We start from the raw sequence: 23,309 nt of genomic DNA, 5'->3' as shown, positions 1-23,309 counted from the left end.
ATACAAATAAAATGTCAAATATTAAATATATTTATTCTATAATTAAAGATGGTAATATCCCCCTTTTTAGAGAATTATATGGGCGGAATTCAGAATTATTACATCAGCAAGCAGTCCGGTATACCAAAACATTGTCCCGTTTCAAAGAAGTTTTTGGGGATAAAGAGATTTCTGTTTTCAGCGCACCGGGAAGAACCGAAATTGGAGGTAATCATACAGACCATAATCATGGTCGCGTATTAGCGGGTGCGGTAAACTTAGATAATATTGCCATTGCAGCTAAAAATAATTCAAATATAATCCGGATTGAATCTTCAGGCTATCAATCATTTGAAGTAGATTTAAATCATCTTGCTCCCAACGAAAATGAATTTTTAACTCCAGATGCTCTTGTTCGCGGAATTAATGCTCGATTAAAGGAATTGGGATATGGAATAGGAGGATTCGATGCCGTAATTGATGGATGTGTTCCTAAAGGTTCCGGATTAAGTTCGTCTGCATCATTTGAAGTATTAATCGGGGTAATTGTTAGTCATTTATTTAACGAAGGTAAATTAGATCCCATCTTAAATGCTCGTGTAGGACAATATGCAGAAAATGTTTTCTTTGGAAAACCTTGTGGATTAATGGATCAGGTAGCTTGTTCGGTAGGAGGATTGGTATCCATTGATTTTGCTGATATAGCAAATCCTATTGTTAAAAAAGTAGATTTTGATTTTGAATCTACCGGCTTTTCTTTAGTAATTACAGATTCCCGAGGGGATCATACCAATTTGAATAATGAATATGCTGTTTTACCTAAAGAGATGAAAGACGTTGCAACCCATTTAGGATGCGGTGTGCTGAGAGAAACTACTTTGGAAAAAGTAATGGATATTGCACCTTCGATCCGTCAGAAAGTGGGAGATCGGGCTATTTTAAGAGCAATTCATTTTGAATGCGAAAATGACCGGGTAGTAGATGAAGTAATGGCATTAGAGAAGAATGATTTTAAAAAATTTTTACAATTGGTAATAGATTCTGGGCATAGTTCATATATGTACAATCAAAATGTTTATGTATCAAGTAACATAAAAGAACAAGCAGTTTCATTGGGATTGGCATATAGCGAAGTAGTATTAAAAGGTACTGGAGCTTGGCGTGTGCATGGAGGAGGATTCGCAGGAACCATACAAGCTTTTGTTCCTGAATATTTGCTTGAAAGATACATTACAACTTTAAATCATTTATTTGGTGCTGGTTCTTGCCATCCTTTATTTATTAGGCAAAAAGGAGCCGTCAAATTAGATTTTTGAAATAATGGGTATCATCAGTGAAGTGGCTTTTAATACAGTTCACAATAATCAGAAAGTACAATTATTCACTTTGAAAAATAAGAATGGGATGATTGTACAGATAACTAATTATGGTGCAATCATAGTTAGTATTAATGTTAAAGATAAAGAGGGGAAATTGACAGATGTGGTACAAGGATATGATACGGCACAAGAATATATTGATAATAATAAACTTTATCAAGGAGCTATTTGTGGTCGATATGCTAATCGTATCAAAAAAGGAAAATTTACATTAAACAGAAAAAAATACTCATTAACAGTTAACGATGGGAGTAATCATTTGCACGGTGGTTTGATTGGTTTTGATAAGAAAATATGGGATGTTAAAAAGACTTCTGTCTCAAAAGTGACCTTTCAATATACTTCTCCTGACGGGGAAGAGGGTTATCCGGGTACAGTAACTGTAACAGTAACCTATTCTATTAATGAAAATAATGAATTACGATTAGATTATACAGGAACAACAGATCAGGAAACTATACTCAGCCTTGTGAATCACTCTTATTTTAATTTGGCAGGAGAAGGTAGTGGAACAATAAATAACCACCAATTGCAGATCGAGGCTGATTTTTACACTCCTCTTACAAAAAATCATGAACCAACGGGTGAGATCTTAACTGTAAAAAATACCCCGTTTGATTTTACCTCCCTGACATGTATTGGAGACAGAATTAATAGTGATCACGATCAACTTGCTATTGCTAGTGGATATGATCATAATTTTGTTTTAAAACACGGTATATATAGTTTAGATTTAGTAGCTACCGCTATAGAGCCAGGGTCGGGTAGAAAAATGGAGGTATTTACCACTATGACGGGCTTACAATTATATACTGCCAATTGGATAAAAAACGAAAAAGGAAAAGAGGATCACATATATCAGGAAAGAGAGTCGTTTTGTTTGGAAACGCAAAACTTTCCCGACGCAATTAATCAATCTCATTTTCCATCACCAGTACTAACTCCTAGAAGTGTATATAAACATTCAACTATTTACAAATTCTCAATTATTGACACCAAATAATTAGATTTATATTCAAAATGGGTTGATGGATTTTTTGGGAAGCTTACTGGTTTCAAGAGCAACACTTCAAAACCTTCTATTCAAACTTTACAAGCTTAATCTTAATGCATATTTTGCTCAAGATATGAAATCAGTAAAATTTCCCCTTTGTTTCTGGAAGGATTTATTATAGGGGAAAACGATATACTTCAGAATACTAAAAACTGAGCATTAGATAAAAACAAAAACCACCTTATAAAAGGTGGTTTGTGGTTTCTCCAGGAATCGAACCAGGGACACATGGATTTTCAATCCATTGCTCTACCAACTGAGCTAAGAAACCATTATATTTTTGTTTGTCTTACTTCGTTGTTTTAAAGTGATGCAAAAGTAGTAAGTTTTAGTATATGACGCAAGTATTAAGACGTTTTTTTTCTGTCAATAACAAAAACCTACTGATTCTCAGCCGGATTATTTTCCTGCTCTTTTCTGATTTGTTCACTCATTTCTTCCAATACCGGCTTAATCGTGCTTTCCGGAAGATCACTGATTCGAATATACATAAGTCCATCAATAGCATCATTGAAGTTTGGATCCACATTGAATGCGATTACTTTTGCGTTTTGCTTTATGTATTTTTTGATCAGAACAGGCAATCTTAATTCCGGTTCAAGATCATCAATGATTTTGTCAAGCTTATTAAGATCGGATTCCATCTCCTCGAAAAAGATATTTTTGTCACGGTCTCTAAGCTTTACCTTGTATTCGTTTCTCGGAGTAATGTATTGGGCAACGGCTCCGTCATAATAATTTGAGCGCATGAACTCAATCATTAAAGACTTTGAAAATTCGGAGAATTTATTGGAAATACTCACGCCACCCATCAGGAACTTATGATCAGAATTTCTCAGGCATACATGAACAATTCCCCGCCACAATAAAAAAAGTGGAAGAGGTTTCTGTTGATATTCCTGGCAGATATAGGCTCTCCCCATTTCAATAACCTTTTTGAAGAACGGATGGATATCCTGTTCAAATTCAAAAAGTGAACTGGTATAGAATCCTTTGATGCCATATTTTTTCATGACATCTTTACCCAAAGCCATCCTGTAAGCTCCGACAAGTGTCTCTGCCGTATTGTCCCAAAGAAAAAGATGGTGATAATGTTTATCGTATTCATCAAGATCAAAAGGGAGATTGCTGCCTTCTCCTACAGCACGGAATGTAAGTTCCCTTTGTCTGCCTATTTCCCTCATTACGGAAGGAATTTCTTCATAGGTTGTAAAATAGATTTCGTAATTGCCATTACTGAAAAGCATTTTATCCGTACCTCTCAGCTTATTGATGTCAGAAAGAATATTTTCTTTGGGAGTTTCATCAATAATATTCTGTACAATATTTTCTTCTTTAAGTAAAGGGAATTTTAATGATAGGTTTTGCAGGTTGATAACCTGCGCTAATGATTTTCTCTTTTCGTAGTAAGATTTCATCATATAAACCTTACGCTTTAAAAACTCACCCAACTCTTCGATGGTCTCCATTTCATCCATAGCCTTTACCGCAATCGGTTTACCGATCCTGATACGGATAGGTTTTTCCCTGTCATTCATCATTTCTGATGGTAACATCAGGGTTTGTAAATTAGCATGGATCTTTGCAACCTGATAAAATAAAGTACTGTTTTTTGCATGAAAATACATGGGCACAACCGGTACTTTTGCCATTTTGATCAGTTTTAGAGCGGGCTTTTCCCATTCCTTATCCAAAATCTCACTATAAGGATTGTTTTTATTGGAAACCTCACCAGCTGGAAAAATACCTACACATCCTCCGTTTTCAAGATGTTTTAAAGTTTCACGCATTCCGGAAGAGCTGCTGTAAGCACCTTTTCTGTTTTCAAATGGATTTACAGAAATTACATACGGTTCCATTGGTTTTATTTTCTCCAGTAGAAAATTACCCATTACTTTGAAATCCGGACGCACTTCTGTTAATATTTTACACATCAATATCCCATCAATTGCTCCAAGAGGATGATTGGATACCAAAATAAATGGACCTGTTTTGGGAATTTTAGCCAAATCTTCTTCAAAAGCAATATAGCTTAAGTTTCTTTCCCTCACAAATGAATCGAAAAAGTCTTTACCTTCCTTGTCTTTTAGTTTATCATATAGTTTATTGACTTCATTTATTTTAGCAACGCTCATGATAGCAGATGCCACAGGATTCTTTAGGAACCCTATTTTACTTAAGCCGGAAGCCTGGATTAAATCGTTTTTCGAAATTAAGCTCATATGTGTTTAGTCGCAATTATATTTATTGTGTTACCATCTGAAGCGTATTCTTTGAAATCTGTTCCAATAATACACTTTTTTCCTGGTAAAATTTATCAATGTTATCCATCTTCGCATTTCTTACAGTGAATAAGGACACATTTTTAACTACATCAGTTCTGAAATCTTTCTGTAGTTCTTCATTCAGCTCATCAATTGCATTGAATTTATCTTCCAAACATAAAGCTAGTGAAATTGCAGAATTCTGCATCAAGGAAACTTTAATTTTATGTCTTGACAAAAGACTGAAGATTTGACTCATGTGATCTTCTGCAATAAATGAAAAATCCCTTGTAGATATTTTTAAAAGATTCTGATTTTCTTTTAAAATATATGTTTCTTCGTGCTGGTTTTTTTCTGAAGCTCCTACTTTTGTTCCTTCTTTTGTAGGATCTACAAAAGATTTTACGTAGAAAGGAATGCTTTTTTGCTGTAGTGGTTGAAGGGTTTTCGGGTGAATTACACTCGCTCCGTAATAAGCCATTTCGATTGCTTCTTCATATGAAATATTGGAAAGAAGGGTAACATCCTTAAATTTTCTCGGGTCCCCTGTCATTACGCCTGGTACATCTTTCCATATGGTCATTGCCTCTGCATTCATACAATAAGCAAAAATAGCAGCAGAATAATCTGAACCCTCTCTTCCTAATGTTACCGTGAAGTTATTTTCATCGGATCCAATAAATCCTTGCGTTACATAACAAATTTCAGAATTCAGGGTAGAAATAAATTCCTCTGTTTTTTTCCAATCTACATTACCATCCCTGTAAGAATTATCTGTTTTAATATAATCTCTGGCATCCAGCCACTGATTGATAAACTGTATTTCATTCAGATATTCACTTACTATCTTTGTAGAAATCATTTCTCCACAGCTTACCACCTGATCGTAAACGAAATTGTAATTAGGCGACTTATTTCTTCTTAAAAAAGAATCAAGGTCGTCAAAAAATAAATTGATTTCTGCAAATACAGGATGATTTTCCTGAAAAAGCCCTTCAGCAATTTCAATATGTTTCTGTTTAATAATCTTAATTTCAGTTTGATAGTTTTCCTTCTTGAAATAAAGCTCCACAACCTTTTCCAATTCATTCGTCGTTTTGCCCATTGCTGAAATTACCAGCAAACATTTGGCAAATCCCTGGCTTTTTAAAACCATTGACACATTCTTTACGCTTTCAGCATCTTTTACAGATGCTCCACCAAACTTGAAAATTTTCATTAAAATATTAAAAATAAAATTGTTAGATAAAAAATAGTTGAGTTTTTTACGGAGGTCAAAATTATAAATTTACAATGAGATATGAAATACCCGAAGGGTAGGATGAGATAAAGATTTTTATGATAAATGATAAGATGAATGGATTTTATGCAATATTATTCCAGATTTATTAATATTATCTCGACGTAATGATGCTATATTGTTAATAATAGTGTGAATTGATGAAATTTAGCTGGGAGCGAAAACGGGAATCAATTATACAAAGGTTAAAGACAATATGTTATGTTTGTTATGTTGTATGTATTTGATATACAGATTGTAATGGCTTTTGAAAGAATTTTTTTTAGATTGTGATAAATTTTACGAAATTTGGGCAAATCGTAAAAAGTAAAATATGTCAGATCAATCGTTGCAGACTTTAGGAGAATTTATTATAGATAAACAAGAAGATTTTCAGTATTCTACAGGGGAACTTTCCCGACTTCTAAGTGCTATAAGATTGGCTTCAAAAGTTGTAAACAGAGAAGTAAATAAAGCAGGAATTGCAGATATCATTGGAAAAGCAGGTAATGAGAATGTTCAGGGGGAAGAGCAGCAGAAGCTGGATGTCCTTGCTAATGAGATATTCATTACGGCATTATCGCAAAGAGAGGTAGTTTGTGGAATTGCTTCCGAAGAAAATGATGACTTTATTGATATTAAATGTGTAGGAAATGGGCATCTTAGCAAGTATGTAGTTTTGATTGATCCTCTTGATGGTTCTTCAAATATTGATGTGAATGTTTCTGTGGGAACTATTTTTTCTATTTACAGAAGAGTTTCTGAGCCGGGCACACCTGTTCAGTTAGAAGATTTCCTTCAGAAAGGAGTGAACCAGATTGCAGCAGGTTATGTAATTTATGGATCTTCTACAATGATTGTATATACCACAGGAAACGGAGTGAACGGATTTACTTTGGATCCTTCTCTGGGTACTTATTATCTTTCTCATCCCAATATGAAATTTCCGGCAACGGGGAAAATTTATTCTATCAACGAAGGAAACTATATTAAATTCCCTCAGGGAGTTAAAAACTATCTGAAATATTGTCAGATGGAAGAAGGTGACCGCCCTTACACATCAAGATATATTGGTTCTCTTGTTGCTGATTTCCATAGAAATATGCTAAAAGGAGGGATTTATATTTATCCTTCTTATTCACAAGCTCCTAATGGTAAACTAAGGCTGCTTTATGAATGTAATCCTATGGCATTCCTTGCTGAGCAGGCTGGGGGAAAAGCAACGGATGGATTCAGAAGAATTCTGGAAGTTGAGCCTACAGAGCTTCATCAGAGAATTCCATTTTTCTGTGGAAGTGTTGCTATGGTAGAAAAAGCAGAGGAATTTATGCGAATAGATAATGTGAAATAAATGATCGCAAAATACTTCAGATATTTATTAAAATTCAAACGCCCGAGTGGAACATCTCGTGGCGTTTTGCATGAAAAAGAAACTTTTATTCTTGAAATTTCGGAAAATGATAGAAAGGGAGTGGGAGAGTGTGCCGTTTTCAGAGGGCTAAGCTTTGACGACAGACCAGATTATGAAGAAAAACTCAAATGGCTTTGTGAGAATATCGGGCAGACTACTGAATTCTTAAGAGAAGAGTTAATAGAATTTCCATCCATCTGGATTGGATACGAGCAGGCTATCCTTAATTTAAAGAATGGAGGACATCTTTATTTTCCCAGTCAATTTACACAGGGGCAGATTCCCATTACGATCAATGGGCTAATCTGGATGGGAGGTGTCGGGTTTATGGAAGAACAGATCCGGGAAAAACTTGAAAAAGGTTTCCATTGCATTAAATTGAAAATAGGGGTTGATTGGGAATCCGAACATGAAGTGCTGAAAAAATTGAGAAAGAAATTTCCGGAAAGCAGTTTGGAATTGCGGGTTGATGCGAACGGAGGATTCAATACACGAGAAGCAAAGACTGTTTTAAAACAGCTATCGGATTTACATATTCATTCTATAGAACAACCTATTAAGGCTGGAAATTGGAATGATATGGCCATGTTGTGCAGCGATACACCAACACCAATTGCTCTGGACGAGGAATTGATCGGAATTGTTGATACCGGCGAAAAGAATAAACTACTGGAAGCAATTAAACCGCAATATATTATTCTTAAACCGTCTTTGATTGGAGGTTTTTCGGGATCTGACGAATGGATTTCTCTTGCAGAACAAAATAATATAGGATGGTGGATAACTTCGGCGCTGGAAAGTAATATAGGATTAAATGCAATAGCCCAGTATACCTATACTAAAAATAGTAAAATGCCTCAAGGTTTAGGAACCGGAGGCTTATTTACTAATAATTTTGACAATCATTTGGAACTAATTGGGGAACGCTTGCTTTTTAAAGCATGATTTCAACATGAAATTGTGTTATTTTCTGTTGGTGTACATTGATTAAACTTCATCATTTATGAAAATCGTTTTTTTGATGTTTTCTATTAAAATAGAAACCTTTTCTTTAAACTTTTTCATGACCGGAAATTTTAATTAATTCTCTATCTTTAGATATAAGCAATCTTCGTGCCAAATTGAATTTTTCGCAATTATTGTTCTGTTATTTTATTGTTAATTTTGTATAAGTCACTATTTTGATACAATTGTGAAAATATTTTCATAATTGCTTATTCTATTGGTAATGAGGTTTCTATCAACTCCGTTCAGGGTCTGAAAAATGTCATTTTGTACCTGTGAACTAGAGAGATATCCCCAGTGGTTTCCTAGCTCAAATTTTAAACCATCTTTGAGGTTGTTCTCAATAAAGGTACAGTCTACAATAGACACAATATCTTTAAATTTTTCAATATCACTGGGGCCGTTTTTTCCCAGTCTCGGAGTGAGAATATTTTTGGTAAACTGGGAAATTCCTAGAACGGCATCTTTTCGGTTTAAATAAATTGAAACGCGATTGGCAAGTAAAGGAAGTTTGTTAAAGGAGTCTTCAGAGTCTTCAAATACTTTATAAGTTACATCAGCATTCAATAAAAGAACCTGATCAATTACTCTCAGAATATTTTCGCTTTTAAGACTGTACAGCATACTTTGAAGCACCCTGTTTCCCAAGGAATGAGCCATCAGATGAATTCTCTGGTTACACGGAGCTAAATCCCGGTTGGAAAAAATATCCTTTAGGAACTGAGTGTAAAAATAGAACAGCCTCATTAATGAGGTTCCGGAATTAATGCTGGATGCTTTATCGTCAAAGTAGGTAAGCGGAACAATACTGCTTGAAGCCGGCCAGCTCACAAACAGGATATGCTCAACTGGAGATTCCGGACTATCGATAAACAGTTTTTTCAGATCAATAATAGCTTCCAGTTCATCGTCGAAATCGTAGGCATAACCATGGATAAATATTAAAACGTCACTTCTGGATTTGGTAGAAGACATGTTTTTATACAATTCATAAAACATCCTTTGGGTTCCCCCCAGGTTATCGGCTGTAACTTTTGATTTTTTGATATTTTTTTCGCTTAATAAAACATCAAGGACTTCCTGGTATCCTTGTTTTTCAGGTTCTGAAAAAAGCTGATAATTTAATATATTCCTGTTGGTGTAATTTTTTTTTCTCTTTTCCTGGGCAGTTGGTTCCGTATAATTGGTAAAATCACATTTTGCGATTCTGAAATTAGGAATAGAATATTCATCATTGGAAAATGAATCAACGGTTTCGTTTTTATGACGGACGATCTTCCTGTTACTTAAGATATAAACAGCCATAATGATTTTGTGATAGGTTTTGGTGGTATAAATTTCGGAAAAAATATTGGATTTTTAGTCAATATGCTTTTAAATCAGCCCTTTCATAAACCCTAAATTTTCGCTAAATTTGCGAATGGGTTATATTTAAATATAACTTTTAACTTTTAATTAAATAATGGAAGAAGAAAAAAAATCGCTCAATTTTATTGAACAAATTATAGAAGATGATTTGGCAAATGGTTTGAACAGAGATCAAATCCGTTTCCGTTTTCCCCCAGAACCAAATGGTTATTTACATGTAGGGCACACCAAAGCCATCTGCATCAACTTTGGACTGGGAGAAAAATACAACGCTCCTGTAAACCTTCGTTTCGACGATACAAATCCTGAAAAAGAAGAACAGGAATTTGTAGATTCTATTAAAAAAGATGTAGAATGGCTAGGTTTCAAATGGGATAAAGAATTGTACGCATCTGACTACTTCCAGCAGCTCTATGACTGGGCCGTAAGATTAATCAAAGAAGGAAAAGCATATGTGGACGAGCAACCGTCTGAAGTGATTACAGAACAAAGAAAAAATCCAACTGAACCCGGAGTGGAAAGCCCTTTCAGAAACCGTCCTGTTGAAGAATCTTTGGATTTATTCGAGAGAATGAAAAACGGAGAGTTTGAAGAAGGTACGATGTCCCTTCGTGCAAAAATTGATATGGTTTCTCCTAATATGAATATGCGTGATCCTGTAATGTACAGAATTCTGAAAAGACCTCACCACAGAACAGGAACCGACTGGAAAATCTATCCGATGTATGACTGGGCTCATGGAGAGTCAGATTATTTGGAACAAGTGTCACATTCTTTATGTTCTTTGGAGTTTGAAAATCACAGACCATTGTATAACTGGTATCTGGATCAGGTATATGAAGAGCCTAAAGTAGCTCCGAAGCAGAGAGAATTTGCAAGGATGAATGTATCCTATATGATTACATCCAAAAGAAAGCTACAGAGATTAGTTGCTGAAAAAGTAGTAACAGGATGGGATGACCCAAGAATGCCTACAATTTCAGGAATGCGAAGAAAAGGATTTACCCCTACATCCATTAGGAATTTTATTGAAAAAGTAGGAGTAGCCAAAAGAGAAAACCTTATTGAGATTCAGCTATTGGATTTCTGCGTTCGTGAGGACCTGAATAAAGTAGCTAAACGTGTTATGGCCGTAGTTGATCCTGTAAAATTAGTGATTGAAAACTATCCGGAAGGTAAAGAAGAGTGGTTGGAGACTGAAAACAATCCGGAGCAGGAAAATGCCGGAACGAGAGAAATTCCTTTCTCACGAGAACTATATATTGAACGTGAAGACTTTAAAGAAGAAGCAAATAATAAATTCTTCAGGTTAAAATTAGGAGGTGAAGTTCGTTTGAAATCTGCATATATCATCAAAGCTGAAAGAGTAGAGAAAGATGAAAACGGAGAGATTACGACCATCTATGCAACGTATGATGAAAAGAGCAAGTCAGGAAGCGGAACAGAAGAAAGCTTGAGAAAAGTAAAAGGAACCTTACATTGGGTATCAGCAAACCATGCAATTCCGGTGGAGGTAAGAATTTATGATCAGCTATTTACCGTTGAGCAACCTGATGCAGAAAAAGATGTGGACTTCCTTAACTTTGTGAACCCTGAATCTGTTTCTGTTATTCAAGGTTTTGCGGAGCCGGGCCTTAAAGATGTTGCAGTAGGAGAGCCGCTTCAATTCCAGAGAATTGGATATTTTACGAAAGATCAGGATTCGACTGAAGGGAACCTGGTATTTAACCGTACCGTGACACTGAAAGATTCTTATAAACCAGAATAAGTTTCTTATCATATAAAAAAAACAGGATCTACAAAATAGATCCTGTTTTTTATTATTGTTTTACCCGTATAAGAACGAGAGAAACTACTTCAGGAAATTTTTTTTCCCGTACGCAGGATTGGGATAGTTATAAAAGCCTTTACCGCTTATGGCACCTAATTTTCCTTTATCAATATATTCCTTTTTTAATTTTTTTGATATTTTAAGCATTACAGGTGATCTGGAAGAATCTGCTGCAATTTTATTAATATTATAAACAGTAGTAATGCCTACAACATCCAATATCCCAAAAGGACCCATTGGTGCTCCGGTGGCCACCATCCATGTTTTATCAATAGTTTTGATATCTGATACTTTATTTACCCATAATTCCAATGCAGAGCTTAGTAACGGCATCAACAATGAGTTGACAATATAGCCGGGTTGTTCTTTATAAATAGGTAATGCGACCATTCCAATGGCTTTTGCAAATTCCATGATATCATCAAACACTTTAGAAGAGGTCCCCGGATGTCCCATAACTTCTGCTGTGTTATGTTTCCAGATTTCATTGGCAAAATGTAGTGCAATAAACTTTTCCGGTCTTCCTGTTTTTTTAGCAAACTGACTGGGTAGTAATGATGACGAATTCGTTGCGAAGATGGTTTTTTCAGGAGCTAATTTTGCTACACTCCTGTAAAAATCGATTTTAATTTTCGGGTTTTCGGGTACGGCTTCTATCAAAAGGTCTGCATTTTGTACAGATGCTGCCAGGTCAGATGTATAAGTAAGATTTGTGAATGCTGCGTCCAGCTGGTTTTTTGTTGCTTTTAAGTCTTTTGTAAAAGCTTCACTGAGTATATTGAATTTTTCCTTTGCCTTTTCTAAAATTTCGTCACTGATATCATAAACGGTTACATTAAAACCATGGAAAGCTGCCTGGAAAGCGATTTGGTATCCCAATACACCACTGCCCGCAACAGTTACATTTTTAAAATTCATACAATTTTGTTTTGGTGGTCATTAATAATGGAATTAATTTGGATAGTGAAAAATTGTTGATTTACATTTGTATTTGTTCAACAAGGTTTATCTGCAATTTACAAAATTTGTAAAGGAACCCGTTGGATTATCAATTGAATTATTTTTATATTGAATGGTTCCTGCAATCGGGGATTCAATTATTTTTCAGAGAAAATAAATTTAAGGACCATGCTCTGACTTAATTTGCCTAATTTTGTGTCTTCGAAAACCGTTCCCAAGAATTTATTCCCGTGAAATTAATTAAGATCTATACAAGTTCTTTTAAAGGACTGTCTCAGGAAAGCTGGATGCTGGCGTTGGTAATGCTCATCAATCGTGCCGGATCAATGGTACTCCCATTTTTAGGAGTGTATATGACTGCGCATTTACATTTCAGCATAGAGAACTCAGGTGTTGTTTTGAGTTTTTTTGGAATTGGGTCGGTATTGGGTTCATGGCTGGGAGGAATGATCACGGATAAGATCGGAGAGTATAGAGTTCAAAGTCTAAGTTTGCTCCTTAGCGTACCTTTGTTTTGTATGATTCCTCTTTTTACGACCGAGGTTGGATTAGCGGGGATTATCCTTGCACAAAGTATTGTAAGTGAAACGTTTCGTCCTGCCAATTCGGTAGCAATCACCAAATATGCAAGACCTGAAAATATTACCCGGGCATTTTCCTTAAACAGAATGGCCGTGAATCTGGGGTTTTCTATAGGACCGGCTTTAGGAGGTATTTTATCGGCCATTTCTTATGAATTTCTTTTTTACAGTAATGCCTTGGCTGCATTAATAGCTGGTATCACTTATATTGTGTTCTTTAAAAAGAGAAATACATTAGCCCTGAGGAAAGCCCAAAACATGAAAAAAAGCACCGTTCATGTTAAAGAAGGATCTCCTTACCGGGACGGAAAGTTTCTGCTGTATTGTTTCTTCTGTATGTTGTTTGCGATATGTTTTTTCCAGCTTTTCAGCACACTTACGATATTTTATAAGGATACAGCTCACCTTAGCCAGGAACATATAGGATATCTTTTAGGATATAGCGGTTTCTTGATTGTATTGCTTGAAATGGCTTTTGTTCAGATTGCTGAGAAATATTTTACCTTGGGAATCACCATGCTGGTAGGAACTTTGCTCTGTGGATTTTCATACGCGATGCTTGCTTTTGATTACACAATGCTAACGTTGCTTATTTCCATGACAATGCTATGCGTCGGTGAAATTTGGACCTTACCTTTTATGTCTACGATTACAGCTTTAAGGTCAGGTTCTAATAATAAAGGTGCTTATATGGGATTGAACGGGATATCATTTTCTATAGCTTTTATTGTTACTCCCTATGTAGGAACTTTGATTGCAGAGAAATTGGGATTTAAGGTTTTATGGTTGGGAACAGGAACCCTCGCTGCTCTTATTGCAGTTGCTTTTTATTTTATTGTTCCATGGATGTTATCTGAAAAAAAATCGAAAGAAGAGGCTGATTAAGAAATCATTTATTAGATTTGTAGAATGGTGAGGATCAGTTTTTTATTCTTTATCATTTGCAGTTCATTTTTCTCTTCCCAAATAAGAGATTCTGCTGAATTGATTTCGGAAATCAAAATTGATGCCTATAAAAAACCATCTTCATACTTACGTTCGACAAAATCTGTTGCTGTCATTACTCAAGATCTTTTGAGCCAGAATACACCGGAACGGCTTCTGGAATCGGTTAATCAAATTGCCGGAGCAAGAATGGAAGAGCGTTCCCCGGGAAGTTACAGGATTTCTGTTCGTGGCAGTACGCTGAGGTCTCCATTTGGGGTACGTAATATTAAAGTATATCTTGATGATTTTATCCTTTCTGACGCATCGGGAAATACTTATTTTAATATTATTTCTCCTGAACTTATTAATAGGATGGAGATCTACAAAGGACCGGAGGGTGGAGATTATGGTGCAGCTACAGGAGGAACCCTTCTTCTTAAAACGAGGTCTTCGGAAAATACATCAGCAAATATTTCAATAGGCAGTTACGGAACATTGAATCAAAGCTTTAATTTTTCAAAACAGCTTGGAAAACATTTTCTCGAAGTTTTTCAAAATTATTATCGGAGTGATTCTTACCGTGAGCAATCAGCTATCGAAAGAAAACAATTTTTTTTAAAAGACCGTTTTCAATATAGTGAGAAAGCGACTATGAATGCGATGGTTCTGTTTTCAGATCTGGACTACCAAACTCCCGGAGGACTTACTTTAGAGCAGATGCAAAGAGATAGGAAACAGGCAAGGCCGGCAACATCCACACTTCCCGGTGCCGTGGAACAAGACGCGGGCATACGGAATAAAATGTTACTGGCAGGTGTTTCAAATCAATTCAGCTTGAGTCCTAAATTTTCCCATTTTATAATGGTGCAGGGCTCTTATGTAGATTTTTCAAATCCTTTTATTACCAATTATGAAAGGAGGTTTGAAAAAAACTTTGCCATAAGGACACACCTCAATTATGAAGAACACTGGAACAAGATTACAGCAGAATGGCGCTTAGGATTTGAAGGAGGTAGCAATTCGATAATGGTCAGAAACTATGACAATATTAAGGGAATAAAAAAAGACTTTCAAAATTTTGATAACCTTAAGAGTACTTCCGGATTTTATTTTCTGTCCCAGAAACTAAATTTTAATGAGAGATTATATACGGATATATCTGTTAGCCTGAACGCCAATTCTTATGAATGGGAAAGGCTTTATCCAGGAACAAGCAGTGGAAAAGTACATTTCAGAAAACAATGGCTTCCCAATATCGGGCTTACTTATGTTTTGGGAAAAGGACTTTCAGTAAGAGCTAAGATCGGGAAAGGAAATTCAGCACCTACTAATGAAGAAATCCGTTCTTCTAATCAGGAATTTAATCTGGACCTTGTTCCTGAATATGGATGGAATAAGGAAATTGGGATCCGTAAGCAGTTCGGTAATTTTTTATTTCTGGAAGGAAACTATTTCGATTTTCGGATGATGGATGCTATTGTAAGGAGACAGAATGAGAAAGGCGAGGAGTTTTTTATTAATCAGGGAAATATCAAGCAAAGAGGGGTAGAAGTCTTGATAGAATCAAAAGGCTTTAATGTAAATAATACTACTTTTAACAGGTTTAAGTTCAGATTTTCAGGTAGTTTTTACCGGTTCAGGTTTGAAAATTATGCGCAGGGAAATCAGAATTTTTCCGGAAATGATGTAACGGGTGTTCCGTCAACTACGATAAGCAGTTTATTTAATTTTATTGTGTTAAGGAAAGTTTCTGTAGATTACTCTCATTTCTATACTTCGAAGATTCCTTTAAATGACCCCAATTCTGTCTGGTCTGAATCTAGTATCGTTGGAAATATACAACTGGGAATTCCCGTCTATTTTGAAAAGACTAAGCTGAACGTATACCTTCAGATTCAAAATCTTTACAATACAGATTATGTTTTAGGATTTGATACCAATGCTTTTGGAAATCGTTTTTATAATCCTGCTGCCCGACGGAATTTTATTTTGGGTGTAAAGGCTGACTTTTGAAATATTGCCGAAAATTTAAGCTATTAATTTTCCCTTGTTTTTAGGATATTCTTTATAATCATATCAGCGTGGATCCTTGAGTTTTCAATAAACCATAAATGCGTGTCTTTTCCACCACAAACCACGCCTGCAAGATAGAGGTTTTGAATATTTGTTTCCATGGTTTCAGGGTCGTATACAGGATTGAGACATTCTCCCTGTAGCTCAATTCCTGCATTGATCAGGAAACCAAAGTCCGGCAGATATCCGGTCATAGCGAGAACAAAATCATTTTGAATTTCATTGATCTCTCCGTTTTTATCTTTAAATACAACGCTATGTTCTTTGATTTCTATCAATTCAGAATTAAAATGAGCGGTAATACTTCCTTCTGCAATCCTGTTTTCAATATCGGGTTTTACCCAATATTTTACACTTTTCGATATTTCGGATTGGCGTACGATCATGGTAACCTCCGCGCCCTTGCGGTATGTTTCCAGCGCGGCATCTACAGCTGAATTGCTTGAACCTACAACAACAATCTTTTGCTTGGCATACGGATAAGGTTCGGAATAGTAATGTCTGACTTTCTGTAAGTCTTCCCCGGGAATATTCATCAGGTTAGGGATGTCGTAAAATCCGGTTGAAATGATCACATTCTTTGCATAGTATATGGATTTGGAAGATTCAATCTCAAAAATCTCATTTTTTTTAGAAACTCTGATTACTTTTTCATAAAGACGAATGTTGAGGTTCTTCTGTCTCGTGATTCCCTGGTAATATTCCAGAGCTTCCTGCCTGCCTGGTTTAGGGGCCGCTGATATAAACGGAATTTCGGCAATTTCCAGTTTTTCAGCTGTAGAAAAAAAACGCATATACAAAGGATAATTGTACAGGGAGTTGACAATTGTTCCTTTTTCGATAATGATGTAAGAGAGATTGTTTTTTTGCGCCTCTAAGGCACAATTCAATCCGATAGGTCCTCCTCCGATAATGAGGATATCTAAAACTTCCATATAACAAATTTACTTATTTTTCTGGCATTAGTTTTGGTGATTTTCTGTAATTAACATTAAAAAAGATGAAGAAGTTATTCATTCCACTATTATTGATCATAAGCCTTGTAGCTTGTAAAAAGAATACAGCAAATCCTACCATAAATACAACAGACTCTGCTGGCCACGTGAAAACTGACACTGTTGCTGTTCCGAAAATGAGTGAGGCAGAAAAGAAAGATATCATAAAGAAAACAAATGATGAAATTCTGCAAGCCTTAAAAAACAAGGATTATCAGAAATTTTCAGAGTTCATCCATCCCCAGAAAGGTATTCGTTTTTCTATGTATGCTTTTGTAGATCTCAAAGATGATAAACATTTTTCCAAAGCAGACTTTGAAAAGTATGTTCAAACGAAAACGCAGTTTACCTGGGGATCTCATGATGGATCAGGAGAACTGTATAAAGAGACTATAAAGGATTATCTTGAAAAATGGGTTTTCTCAAAAGATTTTACACGTTCCACTTATTCTTTTAATGAATTTCAGGGAGGAGGAAATTCTCTTAATAATTTAAAAGAAATTTACCCCGGCCATGATTTCACAGAGAATTATATTAAAGGAACAGAAAAATACGGGGAAATGGACTGGAAGACTCTTCGTTTTGTATATGAAGAGTTTGAAGGAAAATATTATATAATAGCTGTAATTAATGATCAGTGGACTGTCTGATCCAATATTTCAGATAAATTTTTAGCAAGATTTCTTCTTGAGAACTTTTCAATATTTTGAGTGTTTTCGAGAAGATTTCCTTTTTTCCACAACGTGTATTTTTCAAGTATAAAGTCTTTTATGTTATCCGAATCCTGATAACTGAAGTGCTTTCCTGCATTTGTATCATCCAATATTTTTGATACATCAGCATCGGCAGGACCAAACGAAATGATCTGTTTGCCGGTAGCCAGGTATTCAAATATTTTTCCGGGAATAATTCCTTTAGAAGATTCGTTAGGAAAATTCGTGATTAAAAGCATGTCTGAAGATTTCATTTCTTCAATGGCTTTTTCATGAGAAAGGTATCCCAAATCATGAATGTGTTTTTTTAAACTGGAATTGTTTAAGGTTTCAAGAATCCTGTCATCGATTCTTCCTGCGAATTTTAATATAAAATGTTGGGCAAATGATGAATCTGTTTCTATAAGATGATCCAGGACCGTCCATAAATTTTCAGGGTTACGAAGCTGTTCCAGAACACCAATGTAGCTCAAGGTGAAATGTGTTTGATTATCCTCGGTCTTAGTATTCTGTAATTGTGGAATTTCGAGATTTTGTTCAATAGATACAGCATCACTTTCATCGAATCCATTTGTAATGCAAACTGCATTAGCACCCTTTTTTCGGAAATTTTCAGCATCTGTATAACTGGTTGCAAGGGTAATGTCTGCATTTCTGAAAACTTCACTTTCCAGTTTTCTGTGTTTCTGATCAGATCTTTTGGTAAGTTTGAGATGCTTATAATAGGAGATTTCTGTCCACGGATCCCTGAAATCTGCAATCCATTTTAGTGTGGAAAACTTCTTTTTAAGTTGTAAGCCTATAAGATGTAAAGAGTGGGGAGGACCTGAAGTTACAATGAAATCAATTTTGTTTTCTTTTATATAATGTTCCAGGAATTTAACCGATGGTTTTACCCAAAAAACTCTTGCATCAGGAATGAAAAAGTTTCCCCTTACCCAAATGGAAAGCTTAGATTTCAAGCTTTGGTTTTTGCCTACATCAAATTGGCCGGCCTTAAACTTCTTATTACTTTTATTTAGTTTTTCAGCAAGCTGGTAAGGTTCCCAGATTGTTGTTTTTACAATTTTCAGGTCTCTTGGAACTTCTTTCAGCAAGCTTTCATCCAATAACGGGTAACTCGGATTTTCCGGAGTGTAAATAATAGGTTTCCACCCAAAATCAGGTAAATATTTTGCGAACTTCAACCACCTCTGAACACCAGGACCTCCTGCGGGAGGCCAGTAATAAGTAATAATAAGGACTTTCTTCTCTTCCATGGATGGAAATATTGCAGAGATAAATGCCGGTCATCTTAATATGTTTTTTAACCAGCAATTAAGATGATCGGGTATAAAAATAATTTAAACTTTTTCCTCGGTTAAGGCTTCCTTCTTCTTTTTATTCATCCAGAAAATCCCAAAGGCACTTAATGCGATAAATAATCCGAAGCAAAATAAAGAAATCCATTTTCCTTTTTCGATCACTTCAGGTTCAAAGACCATTCTGATATGATGTTCCCCTGCAGGAATCTGAACCGCACGAAGAAGATAATCTGCCTTGATATAAGGGACTTCTTTTTCGTCGATAAACATTTTCCATCCGTGAGGATAGTAAATTTCTGAGAATACCGCCAATTGTGGTGTTTTAGATTTAGATTTAAACTCTAATTCGTTAGGCTGATATTTGGTTAGATTAATGAATGCTGTAGAATCGGGTAGGATAAATTTATCTCTTTCTAAAAAAGGTTTACCGTCTTCTTTTCCTACAATTGCAATTTTTTTGGTGTCAACCTCTCCGATCAGCTTTAGTTCTTCGTTCGGAGTATTGGCCACTTTAACTTCTGATACGAACCATGCATTTCCATTAGCTTTTGTATTAGGAATGACCTGAGGTTTTTCCGGTCCCCCTACAACCCAGTATTTTGCATTTAAAAGGTTGAGCATATTAGGAACTTTTACAGAATCCATAATCTGGAAATATTCATTGATCACATCATCATATCTTCTTAGTTTTACCGCATGATAACCACCAATTGAAGATTTGAAATAAGAAGTATTCGTTTCACTGAAAGTTCCAAGAATATTATTGAAAATCCTGTAGTGTGTTTTGTCTTTTTCAGCAATGGTTTCCAATGTTTTGTTGACATTCACATTGGCCAGAATAGAACCAAGATTTGGATTTGCCTGTACTTTTTCAGCAAGAAGATCCGAGCTTTCCGTCTGAAAAGGATTTTCTGCAAATACTTTATCTACATAATTGTCGTCATTCAGATAGCGTTTGTTTACAGTCCATAGATCAAATAAGCTTACAACACCTATAATGACCAATGCGATATTCTGATTTAGCTTTTTCTTCATCGTGAGGAATAAAGCCACAGCAGCTATTGCTACATAGATAAATGCTTTTAATGCGTCAACTTTAAATAATTTGAATCTTTCATCTACCAGATAGTCTAATAGGAAAGGAGGGAAATACAATTTTTCATTGTCCGTAGCAAAGCCAAGAATGCTCTTTCCAAAAATTAAAAGAATTAATAGCAAACCTAGTGTCCCGCCACTCACATAAAAAAGAATTTTCTTTTTATATTCTTCTGTCAATTTTTCATCTGTAAAGAATTTATACAAACCAATAATTGCAATTAACGGGAATAAGAGCTCAACAATAACAAGAATGGAAGAGGGTGCTCTGAATTTATTGTAAAACGGAACGTAGTCTATAAAGAAGTCCGACAATGGCATAAAGTTGCTTCCCCATGCCAGCAGAATAGTCAGTATAGAAGCCCCTAAAATCCAGTAGCGGTATTTTTTTCCGGCAAAAAAGAATCCTAAAATAGCTAAAAAACAAACAATAGCTCCCTGATAGGCAGGTCCCGAAGTTCCCGGCTGGTCACCCCAGTAGGTAACACTTGCAAATCCTTTGGAAATCCTGTCCATTTCTGCCTGAGAAGAAACATTTTCCTGAATCATCTCCTGAATGTGGTTCATTACCTCTTTGGCTTCAGGTTCCTGGCTTCCTCCACCCATTAATCTTGGAATAAAAAGGTTTAGTGTTTCCAGTCTTCCGTAACTCCACATTAGCATACTCTCTTTATCCATTCCGGATTTTCCGGCAGTATGACTTTCTGTATTTAAGATTTGTTTACCGCGTACAGTTTCTTTAATATACTCGGAATTGGCCATGATCCTTTGCGAATTCATTCCGACACCGATGATACATGATACTGCTATAATAGCCGAAGAAACAATAAAGTGCTTCATCGGGGTTTTCTTTTTGATAACCCGTACCAATTCAGATATAAAGAGGAATCCTAATGCAAGGAACAGATAGTAGGTCATCTGTGGATGGTTGGCAGCAATCTGAAGTCCCATAAACAGGGTGGTTACGATAAATCCGGTAATATATTTTTTTCTGATGTACACCAGTAATATACCTGCTAAAAGAGGCGCAAAATACTCAATCGTATTTACTTTACCATTATGTCCTGCTGCAATGATAATATAAAAATAAGTTGAGAGACCAAAGAAGGTAGCCCCCAGCAGAGCGTACTTCCAGTTTCTCACCACCACCATTCCCAAAAGGAAAAATCCTGCAAAAAGTAAAAAAAGATAATTAACAGGTCTTGGCAGGAAATTCAGATTACTGTCTATTTTTTTTATGATATCCCCCTTAAACTGGCTACCCATCTGGTAGGTAGGCATTCCCCCAAACATGGAATCACTCCAGTAAGTTTCTTTATCATTATTAGCTCTGTAATCAAGAAGTTCTTTTGCTCCTCCCCGGTACTGAACAATGTCATGCTGGAAAAGTTGCTTTCCCGTAAAAACAGGAGTGGAATATAAAAATGCTAAAACTATAAATACAACTAATGAAATTGCAATATAAATTAAGTTTTTATTTTTCGCCATGCTGGTTATTATCTTTTATTTTCTTGGAATTTTTACCTTTTATCCTTCGTTTCTTTTACTTCCTCGTAGTCCACAGTTTCTGCGTCCCAATTGATCTTTGCATTCTTTTTTGAGTTTTGTATATCCTGCTGCTGTTTATCATTGTTATTGTTGAAACGGTAACTGTAAAAAGTCTTAAAAAAAAGCCTTCTAAGGATATTCCAGACAAAGAAAAGAATAATAGCTGTAAGTACTAGCTCAAGAATCCACTTCATATTTTTTTATTTTATAAGCCTCAATTATTTAGCAGATGGATTTACCATTACAGAAGAATTGGAAACGCTTTTCATGGATTGAGATTGTTTCCCATCCGAAATGGTTTCTATCTGAGTTGTTTTTACTGTAATATTCTGGTTGTTGATCCATCCTGTATTTTCATCAAACTTTATAGTACCGTTCTGTACCAGCTCACTGCTGATGCTGTGAGTCATTGCTCCCTGGGCCTGTTTATCGGTCTTTTTAGGAATTCCACCTGTTACGCCAATCTCAGCAATCCCATTTCCAACACTTTTTAATACATAATTTGAAGTCACTTTAATCTTACCGTTAGGATCAGCATTTTCGGTATTGGTCCATTTTTCACCTATTTTAACACCTTTTTTAGGTATAATTGTAAGGTTTTTGCTGAACTGGTCTTTCAATACTTTTTCGTTAAAACTTTCCTTCAGACTTGCTACAACACTAGCTTTCTGATTGGCATCCTTTACGATAGTACCTACTGCATTGGAAACTTTTGTATAAACTGGTTCAAAACCGGTAATGGAAATTACATTTCCTTTTGTATCCATTTTCATGTTCAGTTTATTGCTTGTCAATGCCCTGTTGATGTTCCAGATCATTTTAAGGTCATCTTCTTTAGGAATAGGCTGTTTAGTATCTACTACAATAGTTTTTCCTTCTGCAGTCTGAGAATTTCTTTTGGAAATAAGATTAAGTGTAATGTCGTAAATATTGTTTTTAACGTCATTTACAGTAAAACTCATCTCATCTGTGGATTCACTTGTTCCGTTCAATGTTTTCCCCTGAGGATCTGTCATTGTTTTTACATCCCTCTGATATGTTGTTAAAGGATAGGTTTTTCCTTTTTCAAGTTTAAAAGTCTGGGTATAAATTCCTGCAGAATCTTTAATTGCAGCATTTTCTGCAACTTTTGCAAGTGAATCAGCCGGAACTTCCACTGTAACGGTCTTTCCTGTTTTGGGATCTACTTTTGTAATTTTTGTTGTTTCCTTTTTACACGAAACCAATGCTATGGATATTAGCGCTATTGCTGCTATGTTTTTCATTTAATTTATTTTAATTTTTTACTACTGTTTTTATTTATTTTGTCTGCAATATCCTTACAGTTACTCCTGGTATAGATATTATCATCCATTTTTCGTTATAGCCGGTTAATAAGTCAGCAGAGTTCGTGCCAACTATCATTTGCTTTATATTTAACGGACCGGTAATATATTTTGAAAAAAGATTTTCATAGTTTTTACGGTAAATCTTTTCAGGAATATTGCCGACAAATTGTTTCCCTCGCATTAGATTATCTGTACGCTGTTTCCGGAATTGTTTT

The 23,309-nt window shown here is 35.5% G+C and carries 17 protein-coding genes and 1 tRNA gene; 8 read left to right on the top strand and 10 right to left on the bottom strand.

The features are described 5' to 3' along the window. The first annotated feature begins 11 nt into the window (after window positions 1-11). Window positions 12-1,295 carry a galactokinase gene (locus tag ACNFU2_RS08440; RefSeq protein ID WP_306613798.1) on the top strand — a complete coding sequence of 428 codons (1,284 nt, stop codon included), beginning with the start codon at window positions 12-14 and terminating at the stop codon, window positions 1,293-1,295. Between the two features lie 4 nt (window positions 1,296-1,299). After that, window positions 1,300-2,361 carry an aldose epimerase family protein gene (locus tag ACNFU2_RS08435; RefSeq protein ID WP_273648685.1) on the top strand — a complete coding sequence of 354 codons (1,062 nt, stop codon included), beginning with the start codon at window positions 1,300-1,302 and terminating at the stop codon, window positions 2,359-2,361. 249 nt (window positions 2,362-2,610) lie between these two features. Here ACNFU2_RS08435 and ACNFU2_RS08430 read toward each other — a convergent pair. From ACNFU2_RS08430 to ACNFU2_RS08420, 3 genes are all read right to left on the bottom strand, one after another. Continuing rightward, a tRNA-Phe gene (locus ACNFU2_RS08430) sits at window positions 2,611-2,683 on the bottom strand. Window positions 2,684-2,792: 109 nt separating this feature from the next. Beyond that, window positions 2,793-4,634: a lysophospholipid acyltransferase family protein gene (locus tag ACNFU2_RS08425; protein ID WP_172279588.1), complete on the bottom strand. Its 1,842-nt coding sequence runs from the start codon at window positions 4,632-4,634 to the stop codon at window positions 2,793-2,795. A 22-nt stretch (window positions 4,635-4,656) separates the two neighbouring features. Further along, window positions 4,657-5,895 (bottom strand): aspartate kinase, encoded by a 1,239-nt coding sequence (locus tag ACNFU2_RS08420; RefSeq protein ID WP_273648684.1) that lies wholly within the window; start codon window positions 5,893-5,895, stop codon window positions 4,657-4,659. Window positions 5,896-6,289: 394 nt separating this feature from the next. On the opposite strand from ACNFU2_RS08420, the gene fbp reads away from it, so the two are divergent. Both fbp and ACNFU2_RS08410 read left to right on the top strand, forming a co-directional pair. Further along, window positions 6,290-7,306, top strand: coding sequence for a class 1 fructose-bisphosphatase (gene fbp / locus ACNFU2_RS08415; protein WP_273648683.1), 1,017 nt, complete (start codon window positions 6,290-6,292; stop codon window positions 7,304-7,306). Then, window positions 7,307-8,311, top strand: a complete 1,005-nt coding sequence (locus ACNFU2_RS08410; RefSeq protein ID WP_273648681.1) for an o-succinylbenzoate synthase — start codon at window positions 7,307-7,309, stop codon at window positions 8,309-8,311. A 231-nt stretch (window positions 8,312-8,542) separates the two neighbouring features. Here ACNFU2_RS08410 and ACNFU2_RS08405 read toward each other — a convergent pair whose 3' ends face one another. Then, complete coding sequence (locus ACNFU2_RS08405) at window positions 8,543-9,676, bottom strand: alpha/beta hydrolase (protein ID WP_273648679.1); 1,134 nt, start codon at window positions 9,674-9,676, stop codon at window positions 8,543-8,545. A gap of 157 nt (window positions 9,677-9,833) precedes the next feature. Here ACNFU2_RS08405 and ACNFU2_RS08400 point away from each other — a divergent pair, with 157 nt between their 5' ends. Continuing rightward, the gene (locus tag ACNFU2_RS08400; protein WP_273648677.1) at window positions 9,834-11,507 is read left to right on the top strand and encodes a glutamine--tRNA ligase/YqeY domain fusion protein; all 1,674 of its coding nucleotides are present in this window, start codon (window positions 9,834-9,836) and stop codon (window positions 11,505-11,507) included. A gap of 84 nt (window positions 11,508-11,591) precedes the next feature. Here ACNFU2_RS08400 and ACNFU2_RS08395 read toward each other — a convergent pair whose 3' ends face one another. Further along, window positions 11,592-12,488 carry a 3-hydroxyacyl-CoA dehydrogenase gene (locus ACNFU2_RS08395; RefSeq protein ID WP_273648675.1) on the bottom strand — a complete coding sequence of 299 codons (897 nt, stop codon included), beginning with the start codon at window positions 12,486-12,488 and terminating at the stop codon, window positions 11,592-11,594. 329 nt (window positions 12,489-12,817) lie between these two features. On the opposite strand from ACNFU2_RS08395, the gene ACNFU2_RS08390 reads away from it, so the two are divergent. Then, window positions 12,818-13,996 (top strand): MFS transporter, encoded by a 1,179-nt coding sequence (locus ACNFU2_RS08390; protein ID WP_172279731.1) that lies wholly within the window; start codon window positions 12,818-12,820, stop codon window positions 13,994-13,996. Between the two features lie 24 nt (window positions 13,997-14,020). Further along, window positions 14,021-16,051, top strand: coding sequence for a TonB-dependent receptor (locus ACNFU2_RS08385; RefSeq protein WP_273648672.1), 2,031 nt, complete (start codon window positions 14,021-14,023; stop codon window positions 16,049-16,051). A 23-nt stretch (window positions 16,052-16,074) separates the two neighbouring features. On the opposite strand, the gene ACNFU2_RS08380 is transcribed toward ACNFU2_RS08385, so the two are convergent. Continuing rightward, window positions 16,075-17,046 (bottom strand): YpdA family putative bacillithiol disulfide reductase, encoded by a 972-nt coding sequence (locus tag ACNFU2_RS08380; RefSeq protein WP_273648671.1) that lies wholly within the window; start codon window positions 17,044-17,046, stop codon window positions 16,075-16,077. A 65-nt stretch (window positions 17,047-17,111) separates the two neighbouring features. On the opposite strand from ACNFU2_RS08380, the gene ACNFU2_RS08375 reads away from it, so the two are divergent. Further along, window positions 17,112-17,756 carry a hypothetical protein gene (locus tag ACNFU2_RS08375; protein WP_273648669.1) on the top strand — a complete coding sequence of 215 codons (645 nt, stop codon included), beginning with the start codon at window positions 17,112-17,114 and terminating at the stop codon, window positions 17,754-17,756. Here the strand turns inward: ACNFU2_RS08375 and ACNFU2_RS08370 are convergent. The 4 genes from ACNFU2_RS08370 to ACNFU2_RS08355 form a co-directional block, all read right to left on the bottom strand. Beyond that, window positions 17,741-19,078 carry a glycosyl transferase family 1 gene (locus ACNFU2_RS08370; RefSeq protein WP_273648667.1) on the bottom strand — a complete coding sequence of 446 codons (1,338 nt, stop codon included), beginning with the start codon at window positions 19,076-19,078 and terminating at the stop codon, window positions 17,741-17,743. The two genes, ACNFU2_RS08375 and ACNFU2_RS08370, sit on opposite strands and share 16 nt — an antisense overlap. Window positions 19,079-19,162: 84 nt before the next feature. Further along, window positions 19,163-21,706 (bottom strand): YfhO family protein, encoded by a 2,544-nt coding sequence (locus ACNFU2_RS08365; RefSeq protein WP_273648666.1) that lies wholly within the window; start codon window positions 21,704-21,706, stop codon window positions 19,163-19,165. A gap of 32 nt (window positions 21,707-21,738) precedes the next feature. Then, window positions 21,739-21,960 carry a hypothetical protein gene (locus ACNFU2_RS08360; protein WP_273648664.1) on the bottom strand — a complete coding sequence of 74 codons (222 nt, stop codon included), beginning with the start codon at window positions 21,958-21,960 and terminating at the stop codon, window positions 21,739-21,741. 24 nt (window positions 21,961-21,984) lie between these two features. Continuing rightward, window positions 21,985-23,031, bottom strand: a complete 1,047-nt coding sequence (locus ACNFU2_RS08355) for a DUF6263 family protein (RefSeq protein ID WP_273648662.1) — start codon at window positions 23,029-23,031, stop codon at window positions 21,985-21,987. Between the last annotated feature and the right edge of the window lie 278 nt (window positions 23,032-23,309).

The organism is Chryseobacterium sp. PTM-20240506, from assembly GCF_048296755.1.
Lineage (GTDB): Bacteria > Bacteroidota > Bacteroidia > Flavobacteriales > Weeksellaceae > Chryseobacterium > Chryseobacterium proteolyticum.
Note: the sequence above shows the minus strand (reverse complement) of the source record. Positions and strands in the feature narration are given on the sequence as shown.

Coding starts and splice junctions, on each gene's coding strand:
- ACNFU2_RS08440 (WP_306613798.1), top strand. CDS start 12: ATGTCAAATATTAAATATATTTATTCTATAATTAAAGATGGTAATATC.
- ACNFU2_RS08435 (WP_273648685.1), top strand. CDS start 1,300: ATGGGTATCATCAGTGAAGTGGCTTTTAATACAGTTCACAATAATCAG.
- ACNFU2_RS08425 (WP_172279588.1), bottom strand. CDS start 4,634: ATGAGCTTAATTTCGAAAAACGATTTAATCCAGGCTTCCGGCTTAAGT.
- ACNFU2_RS08420 (WP_273648684.1), bottom strand. CDS start 5,895: ATGAAAATTTTCAAGTTTGGTGGAGCATCTGTAAAAGATGCTGAAAGC.
- fbp (WP_273648683.1), top strand. CDS start 6,290: ATGTCAGATCAATCGTTGCAGACTTTAGGAGAATTTATTATAGATAAA.
- ACNFU2_RS08410 (WP_273648681.1), top strand. CDS start 7,307: ATGATCGCAAAATACTTCAGATATTTATTAAAATTCAAACGCCCGAGT.
- ACNFU2_RS08405 (WP_273648679.1), bottom strand. CDS start 9,676: ATGGCTGTTTATATCTTAAGTAACAGGAAGATCGTCCGTCATAAAAAC.
- ACNFU2_RS08400 (WP_273648677.1), top strand. CDS start 9,834: ATGGAAGAAGAAAAAAAATCGCTCAATTTTATTGAACAAATTATAGAA.
- ACNFU2_RS08395 (WP_273648675.1), bottom strand. CDS start 12,488: ATGAATTTTAAAAATGTAACTGTTGCGGGCAGTGGTGTATTGGGATAC.
- ACNFU2_RS08390 (WP_172279731.1), top strand. CDS start 12,818: ATGCTGGCGTTGGTAATGCTCATCAATCGTGCCGGATCAATGGTACTC.
- ACNFU2_RS08385 (WP_273648672.1), top strand. CDS start 14,021: ATGGTGAGGATCAGTTTTTTATTCTTTATCATTTGCAGTTCATTTTTC.
- ACNFU2_RS08380 (WP_273648671.1), bottom strand. CDS start 17,046: ATGGAAGTTTTAGATATCCTCATTATCGGAGGAGGACCTATCGGATTG.
- ACNFU2_RS08375 (WP_273648669.1), top strand. CDS start 17,112: ATGAAGAAGTTATTCATTCCACTATTATTGATCATAAGCCTTGTAGCT.
- ACNFU2_RS08370 (WP_273648667.1), bottom strand. CDS start 19,078: ATGGAAGAGAAGAAAGTCCTTATTATTACTTATTACTGGCCTCCCGCA.
- ACNFU2_RS08365 (WP_273648666.1), bottom strand. CDS start 21,706: ATGGCGAAAAATAAAAACTTAATTTATATTGCAATTTCATTAGTTGTA.
- ACNFU2_RS08360 (WP_273648664.1), bottom strand. CDS start 21,960: ATGAAGTGGATTCTTGAGCTAGTACTTACAGCTATTATTCTTTTCTTT.
- ACNFU2_RS08355 (WP_273648662.1), bottom strand. CDS start 23,031: ATGAAAAACATAGCAGCAATAGCGCTAATATCCATAGCATTGGTTTCG.